Consider the following 7,955-nt stretch of genomic DNA (forward strand, 5'->3'; position numbering starts at 1 on the left):
AAATTTTGTAGTCAGGACATAAAGGCGGATAGGAACTTAAAATTTCCAGAGCCTTGCATTAATTCTGAGCTTTTACTTGCTGCAGCCAGGTTTCTAAAACAGAAATAGTTCCATAACTCTCTAATAAAGAGATACGTTTTGAATTTAATGTATCTCCATTAAGAATCATGTGATTCATTAAATCAATTTGATAGCTGTATAATGAAGCTTCAGCCGCTACTTGAATTTCCAGTGCAGGTTCATTATGCCGGCAAACTAAAAGCAGGTTATTGTCTTGAGTAGGAAGCCAGGGATTTGTTACTACCTGCAAATGACCTTCAGTCCCATAAACATCAAATTGCCAGTACATCTCAATATCATCGGCTGTAGATACCACGGCCAGTGCGTCATTTTCAAATTTTAAAAGGATACTTGCTTGATTATCATTGTTACTGACAGGATTTATTCTACCCATTGCTTTGATTTCAACAGGTTCAGCATCAGCTAAAAATCGTATTAACGAAATGGGATAGCATCCTAGATTACGAATACATCCCCCTGCAATAGGATTGGCGATTTCAGCAATATTTGCCGTATAAGTCGCATGATATAGTTTGACCTCTCCGATGCTTTTATTGCGAATAATTTCTTTTATTTTTTGCGTCAAAGGATGGGAGCGATACATCAATGCTTCCATACAGATAACTTGAGATTCTTCAGTAATTGCAATCACTTCTTGCAGCTCACGTACATTCATGACTAAGGGTTTTTCACAAAGTATGTGTTTCCCTGCTAAAGCCGCACGAATGATCCATTCTTGATGCAAGTGGTTCGGCAATCCAATATAAACCACATCAACTTCAGGGTTATCCAGTATTGCTTGATAATTATCATAATAATGAGGCACTGCAAACTTTTCTGCAAATGTTTGGGCAGTTAACATCGAGCGGCTCCCTATAGCCTCTAGTAGACCTGTGGAAGACTCTTCGATAGCACGTGCCATAACTTCAGAGATATAACTTGTCCCAATAATTCCCCACCGAATACTCTTTTTCACCATACTAAATTTCCCTTTCAGTCGTTTTGCAGTACCATGAAAAAATGCGCTATCTTTTCTAAAGAATCCAACTGATAAAAACGATTCAATAATGATGCATCCAACACTTTTCCAAAATAGTAACGTATCAAAGATTTGCTTTGTAAAACAGCTTTATATTCATCTTCTAATGCAGCAAGGCCTTGTAAGTGCGATATAAAAAGATTAATTTTTTCAGAAAAACTCACCGCCACATTTTGTTGCGCCAATAACTCCTGGTAAAGCCAGGGTTTACCGCTTCCCGCACGAGAAATCATATAAGCATCACAACCGCTAAGCGCTATAGTTTTTTTTAGGCTGTCAAGATCATGAATGTCGCCATTAGCAATAACAGGAATCACTAAACGTTGCTTGATACATGCAATTTGGTGTAAATCGGGGGTGACTTCATAATCATCCATCCAGCGACGACCATGCACAATCAATGCATCAGCCCCTGCTTCTTGAATTTTTTTCGCCAAAATAAAGTCTTGCTCATTGCCTTGAATGCGAATTTTAACGGTTAACGGTATCGTGATTGCCGCGCGAACTTCTTTAACAATTTTCACCAATTGGTCAGGGGCTTCAAGTAATGCGCTTCCGGCACCTTTTTTACGGATTTTAGGCTTGGGGCAACCGCAATTGATGTCAATGATATCAGCACCATAACGTTGTAGGTTTTGTGCCGCTTGTGCCAAAAGATGTGGTTCTGTGCCTGCAAGTTGATAAGCGAGAATCTGCTCTTCCGGAGCCCGATAAATATAGCGGGAACTTCTTGAATGTTTGTAAAGGATATCGATTGCAGAACTCATTTCAGTCACACAGTAAGCTGGTGGGCGATAATTATGAAATAATGTTCTAAATGGAGCACAACTATAGCCTGCCAAGGGGCCTTGGATAAGTCGATGAGGTAGTGTTAAACCTCCAATTTTCAAAGAACTGTTAATAAAAGCGTGCATCAATTTCATTCATGGATATAATGAGTGCGAATTTTAACATAATTGAAAAAAAATCGAATTAAATAGGATAAATCCTTCATGGACAAACGTTATTTATCTCCTTTGGAAATACTCAACATCGCAACACAACATGCCTATGCTGCAGACTATTTGCTTCAGCAACTCACTCAAGGGACTGTAAGGGACTCTGATTCCCTGATTGTATTAACACCAGTCACTTCATTGATGTATCAAGCCTTTCAACTTACATTAAAAGCTTATTGTTTGCATGAACATCGTCCAATCAAGGAATATAAGAAGCTTATGGAACTGGTTGAGTTAAACCGTCATTTGGGATTTTCTCATCAAGAAATCCTTTTATTAAAAACATTGACCAAACAGCAGGCTTTTCACAAAGGTACGGATTTTGATCTTTGGGAAAACCAGCAACAATTTCATGTCTTTTGTGAAGAAATACTTTCCCTTTATCAACGCTTACAAATGATGATGCCTTTGGAACTTCACCCAGATTATCAACGGTAGAGAGAAGCCCTGCATCTGGGTTTTCATAGAGAAGCCCCTGGATTCTGCATTTCATAATTAGTGCGCTTTGCACTCTTTAGCGAGTTTTCAAAAAAGTTAACAACACCCCTTTTGGTGCTCAAATAATAAACAGCCATTATCTGTGGGACTTGGCAGCAGATGCAATTCACGTTAGGATAAGTTCATTATTTTAGAACCTGTTGACAATTCATTCCAGGTTGTCTACTTTTCGAGCTTTGTGTGCGGAATCAAGGCGATATTGAATCGATTAGTATCATGGTACTTGAATATGATCAGCACTGGCTCCACATATAAGGAAAATAGGGCACGTAGACTTAGGAGGCAAAATGTCAATGACCTCTAATCTCAGTATTGAATTTATTCACATTTAAGGTAGAAAACTATGGAGCAAGTAGAAGACAATAAAACTGAAAATTCGGTGCAACATCAAATATTACAGTTAAGTCATCGCTTAAACTCGCAAATTTTAGGCCAAAAAGCGTTAATTTCGCGTCTGCTCATCGCCTTACTTGCTGATGGTCATTTATTGGTTGAAGGAGCGCCGGGTTTGGCAAAAACGCGTGCTGTTAAAGAATTATCTGATGGAGTTGAAGGTAATTTTCACCGCATCCAATTTACACCGGATTTATTGCCTGGGGATTTGACGGGAACTGATGTGTACCACCCCCAAAATGGCTCTTTTGTTTTTCAACCAGGCCCAATATTCCATCATCTCCTTTTAGCAGATGAAATTAACAGAGCCCCAGCTAAGGTACAATCTGCGTTACTCGAAGCCATGGCAGAAAGACAAGTTACCATAGGAGGTAAAACATATCCCTTACCAGAATTGTTTTTGGTAATGGCAACTCAAAATCCTATTGAACAAGAAGGAACTTATCCTTTGCCGGAAGCACAATTAGACCGATTTTTAATGTATGTAAAAATTAGTTATCCGGATGCGAAGGTAGAACACGATATTTTAGCGTTATCCCGCAAAGAAGCCATGGGTCTTGCGATGGCCAACAAGCCAGCTACAACTGAAAAATTACCCCAGAAGACATTATTTGAAGCGCGTAAGCAAGTGCTAAATGTTCATACTAGCGAAGCAATAGAAAATTATTTGGTACAATTAGTCATCGCCACTCGAAATCCCGGGGTGTATAGCGAAGAATTAGCTAGATGGTTACGCTTTGGTGCCAGTCCTCGTGCTACAATTGCCCTGGATCGTTGTTCAAAAGCACATGCATGGCTTTCAGGAAGAGATTACGTCACCCCAGATGATATCCATGTAATTGCTCATGATGTTTTACGACATAGAATTTTATTAAGTTTTGAAGCTGAAGCAGAGGGAATTAATAGCGATGACTTTATTGACTCCTTGTTACGCTTAGTTGCTGTTCCTTAGACCCGATCCTCAAGTTTTCATGCTTGATTTCTTACAATGTCGACGCCCCACTGCTTGTAGGCGGGCTTTTTAGTTCTGGCAATAGTGCTGGATCCTGCGTAAAAGCAGCTGGAAGTTGGTCTTGTAGATGATCCGAAAAAAAACTTGGGGATCGTGTTAGAGAATCTAATAGGCTAAGTAAAATGAAGTACTAGAGGTTTTTATGGCAAATGGTGTTGTTGCAGAACTCAATGAACTGATTGAATTAAGACGTTATGTACAATCCGTTCGTTATCATCCAGAAGGTAAAGCGATACGCTCAGGCAACCATTTATCCCGATTACGTGGTCGAGGAATGGATTTTGCTGAAGTAAGGAATTATCAAGCTGGTGATGAAATTCGTCACATGGAATGGCGTGTCACTGCACGTACAGGTAGACCTCATGTCAAAGTGTATCAGGAAGAAAAAGAGCGCCCTGTAGTCATTCTCACCGATTTTAATCCATCAATGATTTTTGGTACGCGCATCGCATTTAAATCCGTAATCGCTGCACGATTAACGGCGCTTCTTGCCTGGACGGTAATCAAGGAGGGAGATAGGGTAGGTGGATTATTTTTTTCAGCCACCGAACACAGTGAATTTACCCCTCGTAGCCGTGAAGTAGGGGTTCTTCCCATGCTCGCTTCGTTAAGTCATTATACGGCGCAAACCGAAGAACAACGAGAGGCTCAGCCAAGACAACTCAGTGATGTATTGATCCGCTTAAATCGTGTGATTAGACCCGGAAGTATTTTAGTTTTAATCAGTGATTTTTATTCTCTGGATAATGAAAGTGAGCGGCATTTAAATCGGTTACGCTCACACAATGATATTCTGGCATATCATATCTGCGACAAAATAGAACTCGCTCCACCAAAACCGCAGCAATATGCCATTACCAATGGAAAACAGGAAATAATTCTTGATACCAGCCTTCACTCAATAAACATTGCTTACGAACATTACTGCCAGCAGCGCATCACCCAATTACAGGAACAGTTACGTCGCTTACATATTCAGTATGTTCAAGTAACCGCGGATCTCGATTTAGCTCCATTAGTACGGCAAACTTTTCCCAGGAGGTCTTCCCATGGCTAACACCGACCCCTTGGCGCAATTAAAAGATATTCATCTTCCCACACCTATAGGCTGGTGGCCCTTAGCCCCGGGGTGGTATGTGGTCATCGCACTTATGGTATTAATATTCATCTTTGTTTTTTATTGGATTTACAAAAATCATCGTAATGCAAAAGCAAAGAACTGCGCTTTAATTTTATTAATGAATTATCAAAAAGAATACGAAAAAGAACACAATGTAGCCCTGACAAGTGCCCGTATTTCAGAATTATTACGCCGAGTTGCCTTAGTCTACTATCCAAGAGGTGAAGTTGCCAGCTTACATGAGGAAAACTGGCTGCGTTTTTTAAATGCAACAGGTAAAGGAATAGATTTTAACTTAGTAAAAGACATGCTTCTAGATGCCCCTTTTAAAACAGGTCAAACCATGGATCTCAGCCCACTGTTCAAAACTGCACAGCTTTGGATTAAACAACGGAGAGTGCCATGTTCGAATTAGCCATCCCCTGGGTTTTATTACTTGTTCCTTTGCCTTTAATTCTCTGGTTTTTAATGCCCAGGGTAAAAGTAAAATTGCCCACGGCTTTAAGAGTACCTTTCTTCGCAGCTATGATTGACATAGCCGATCAGGAAAAGAGTTCTATTTCTGTACAACACTCTCTTTTAATACCGGCCTTAGTATGGTTATTACTCGTATTTGCTCTAGCTGGGCCACGTTGGGTTGGTGCCCCTAAACCCGTTTCTCGTGAAGGATATAACATCATGATGGCCTTGGACTTATCAGGAAGCATGGAAATTCCAGACATGATTTTGCATGGGAGACCTACAAGCCGTTTGAATATAGTAAAAAGCGCCGCAGAACAATTCGTGCGTGAGCGCTCAGGCGATAAAATTGGTTTAATACTTTTTGGCACCCGAGCTTACTTACAAACACCTCTAACCTACGACCGACATTCAATACTTTTACGCCTTGAAGATGCCACAGCCGGACTTGCAGGCAAAACAACTTCTATAGGTGATGCGGTGGGCCTTGCAGTCAAACGTTTAGATAGTGCACCCAAAAAAGGGCGTGTTATTATTCTATTAACTGATGGAGCGAATAATTCAGGCGTACTTGCTCCACTTAAGGCAGCTGAATTAGCGAAAGAGGAAGGAATTAAAATTTATACTATTGGTTTAGGTTCGGAAGGCGATTCCAGAGCCCTCGTTGGTGATTTTCTCATGCAAAGTCCCGCGGCAGATTTAGATGAAGAAACCTTGAAAAAAATGTCTGATATGACAGGAGGACGCTATTTTCGTGCAACAGATACTGAATCACTCCATTTAATCTACAAAACGATTAATCAATTAGAAACGATAAACCAAGAGCAAGCTACTGTACGACCACAAAAAGAATATTATCCATGGTTTGTTGCTTTCGCTTTAGTTCTTTGCTTCTTTTGGCTGTTTGAAAAAACTGACCTGTCTTTAAGAGTAAACTTTTCAGCAGAAAAAAGGGAGGCATTAAGGCCATGATGACAACTTTTCATTTTTTAAGACCATGGTGGCTTTTGATGATAATGCCTTTATTAGGATTAACCCTGGTTTTATGGCGACAAAAACCCAAGCTACATGCATGGGCCGAAGTTTGTGATCCACATTTGCTCAATCACCTGCTTCAAAAGAAAGAACAAGGCCAACGAGTAGGTTCTTTATTGAGCTTAATATTCAGCCTTCTATTTATGATTTTAAGTAGTGCAGGCCCGGTATGGTATAAACTACCTGTGGCAACCTACAAGCCAATACAGCCCAGGGTTTTGGTTTTGGATATGTCTGAAAATATGATGGTAAATGATTTATCGCCAAGTCGTTTAAGTCGCGCCAAATTTAAATTGCATGACTTATTTGCACACAAAGATGCAGGTCAGTTTGGCTTAGTAATTTTTACTAGCGAACCTTTTGTCGTCTCCCCGCTGACTGATGATGGGCAAACAATTTCATCATTACTTGCTTCATTAACTCCAGATATAATGCCCGTGACAGGTCAAAATTTACATAGCGCATTAAACGAGGCCAGCACTCTGATCAAACAAGCAGGTTATAATCAAGGACAAATTTTAGTAATGACTGCAGACTCCCCTTCAAGCGAATCGATTGCGCTTGCAAAGAAATTAGCAGAATCAGGCATTTATTCCTCGATTATGCCAATCAAAGCAGATCAAAATTTAAACCCATTATTTCAGAAATTCGCCCAGGAAGGGGAAGGACAATTGATAAAATATACCTCCGACTCAAGTGATTTGGATCAATGGCTTAACTCTGGAAATACTAACAAATATGCTCTAAGCCAAAATGAAGATATCCCACTTTGGCGGGATGAAGGGCGATGGTTTTTAATCCCCGCGCTGCTGTTGCTCTTACCAGTGTTTCGACGCGGTTGGATGCAGAGGGTAACTGTATGAAGCGCTGCCTCATTCTTTTATTATTTTTATTCTATTCCTTTTCCGTTCATGCTTTTAATTGGCACGACTTATGGATTACCCCAGACCAACAAGGGCAAGAGTTAATGTCAAAAAATCAATTTAAAGAAGCCCAAGAAACCTTTACACGAAGTGATTGGGCTGCTGCCGCTGCATATAGGGCTGGAGACTATCAAAAAGCGGCTGAATTGTATCAAAATTCAGGAAATGAGCAGGGATATTATAATGAAGGAAATTCTTTAGCACATATGGGAAAATATGAAGAAGCCCTTAAAGCCTACAATAAAGCATTAGCAATTAATTCATCCAACCAAGATGCACTTTATAACCGTAAATTAATTGAAGATCTTTTAAAGAAAGAAAAAGAAAAGAATCAAAATCAGCAAAACAAAGATCAGCAAAACAAAGATCAACAAAACAAAGATCAGCAAAACAAAGATCAGCAAAACAAAGATCAACA

9 protein-coding genes are annotated in these 7,955 nt (G+C 39.9%); 7 read left to right on the forward strand and 2 right to left on the reverse strand.

Annotated features, from left to right (window positions below; genetic code table 11):
- Window positions 1-58: 58 nt before the first annotated feature.
- Window positions 59-1,039 carry a Gfo/Idh/MocA family protein gene (locus EKG34_RS07850; RefSeq protein ID WP_003633516.1) on the reverse strand — a complete coding sequence of 327 codons (981 nt, stop codon included), beginning with the start codon at window positions 1,037-1,039 and terminating at the stop codon, window positions 59-61.
- A 14-nt stretch (window positions 1,040-1,053) separates the two neighbouring features.
- Entirely contained in the window at window positions 1,054-2,013 is a 960-nt protein-coding gene (locus EKG34_RS07855) for a tRNA dihydrouridine synthase (RefSeq protein ID WP_003633518.1), read from the reverse strand.
- 78 nt (window positions 2,014-2,091) lie between these two features.
- Here EKG34_RS07855 and EKG34_RS07860 point away from each other — a divergent pair, with 78 nt between their 5' ends.
- From EKG34_RS07860 to EKG34_RS18580, 7 genes are all read left to right on the forward strand, one after another.
- Window positions 2,092-2,535, forward strand: a complete 444-nt coding sequence (locus EKG34_RS07860) for a hypothetical protein (RefSeq protein WP_003633520.1) — start codon at window positions 2,092-2,094, stop codon at window positions 2,533-2,535.
- Between the two features lie 403 nt (window positions 2,536-2,938).
- A complete protein-coding gene (locus EKG34_RS07865) occupies window positions 2,939-3,940 on the forward strand; it encodes an AAA family ATPase (RefSeq protein ID WP_003633523.1) in 1,002 nt (333 codons plus the stop codon).
- Between the two features lie 202 nt (window positions 3,941-4,142).
- The gene (locus tag EKG34_RS07870; RefSeq protein ID WP_080619837.1) at window positions 4,143-5,057 is read left to right on the forward strand and encodes a DUF58 domain-containing protein; all 915 of its coding nucleotides are present in this window, start codon (window positions 4,143-4,145) and stop codon (window positions 5,055-5,057) included.
- Window positions 5,050-5,535: a DUF4381 domain-containing protein gene (locus EKG34_RS07875; RefSeq protein WP_080619838.1), complete on the forward strand. Its 486-nt coding sequence runs from the start codon at window positions 5,050-5,052 to the stop codon at window positions 5,533-5,535. The genes EKG34_RS07870 and EKG34_RS07875 overlap by 8 nt, the downstream gene beginning before the upstream one ends.
- Window positions 5,523-6,551: a vWA domain-containing protein gene (locus EKG34_RS07880; protein ID WP_003633526.1), complete on the forward strand. Its 1,029-nt coding sequence runs from the start codon at window positions 5,523-5,525 to the stop codon at window positions 6,549-6,551. The genes EKG34_RS07875 and EKG34_RS07880 overlap by 13 nt, the downstream gene beginning before the upstream one ends.
- Window positions 6,548-7,477 (forward strand): vWA domain-containing protein, encoded by a 930-nt coding sequence (locus EKG34_RS07885; RefSeq protein ID WP_003633527.1) that lies wholly within the window; start codon window positions 6,548-6,550, stop codon window positions 7,475-7,477. The genes EKG34_RS07880 and EKG34_RS07885 overlap by 4 nt, the downstream gene beginning before the upstream one ends.
- A partial coding sequence (locus EKG34_RS18580) for a tetratricopeptide repeat protein (protein WP_242616749.1) occupies window positions 7,474-7,955 on the forward strand: 482 nt, incomplete at its 3' end. The genes EKG34_RS07885 and EKG34_RS18580, both read left to right, overlap by 4 nt.

This window comes from Legionella longbeachae (assembly GCF_004283175.1).
Lineage (GTDB): Bacteria > Pseudomonadota > Gammaproteobacteria > Legionellales > Legionellaceae > Legionella > Legionella longbeachae.

Coding starts and splice junctions, on each gene's coding strand:
- EKG34_RS07855 (WP_003633518.1), bottom strand. CDS start 2,013: ATGCACGCTTTTATTAACAGTTCTTTGAAAATTGGAGGTTTAACACTA.
- EKG34_RS07870 (WP_080619837.1), top strand. CDS start 4,143: ATGGCAAATGGTGTTGTTGCAGAACTCAATGAACTGATTGAATTAAGA.
- EKG34_RS07860 (WP_003633520.1), top strand. CDS start 2,092: ATGGACAAACGTTATTTATCTCCTTTGGAAATACTCAACATCGCAACA.
- EKG34_RS07865 (WP_003633523.1), top strand. CDS start 2,939: ATGGAGCAAGTAGAAGACAATAAAACTGAAAATTCGGTGCAACATCAA.
- EKG34_RS07850 (WP_003633516.1), bottom strand. CDS start 1,039: ATGGTGAAAAAGAGTATTCGGTGGGGAATTATTGGGACAAGTTATATC.
- EKG34_RS07875 (WP_080619838.1), top strand. CDS start 5,050: ATGGCTAACACCGACCCCTTGGCGCAATTAAAAGATATTCATCTTCCC.
- EKG34_RS07885 (WP_003633527.1), top strand. CDS start 6,548: ATGATGACAACTTTTCATTTTTTAAGACCATGGTGGCTTTTGATGATA.
- EKG34_RS07880 (WP_003633526.1), top strand. CDS start 5,523: ATGTTCGAATTAGCCATCCCCTGGGTTTTATTACTTGTTCCTTTGCCT.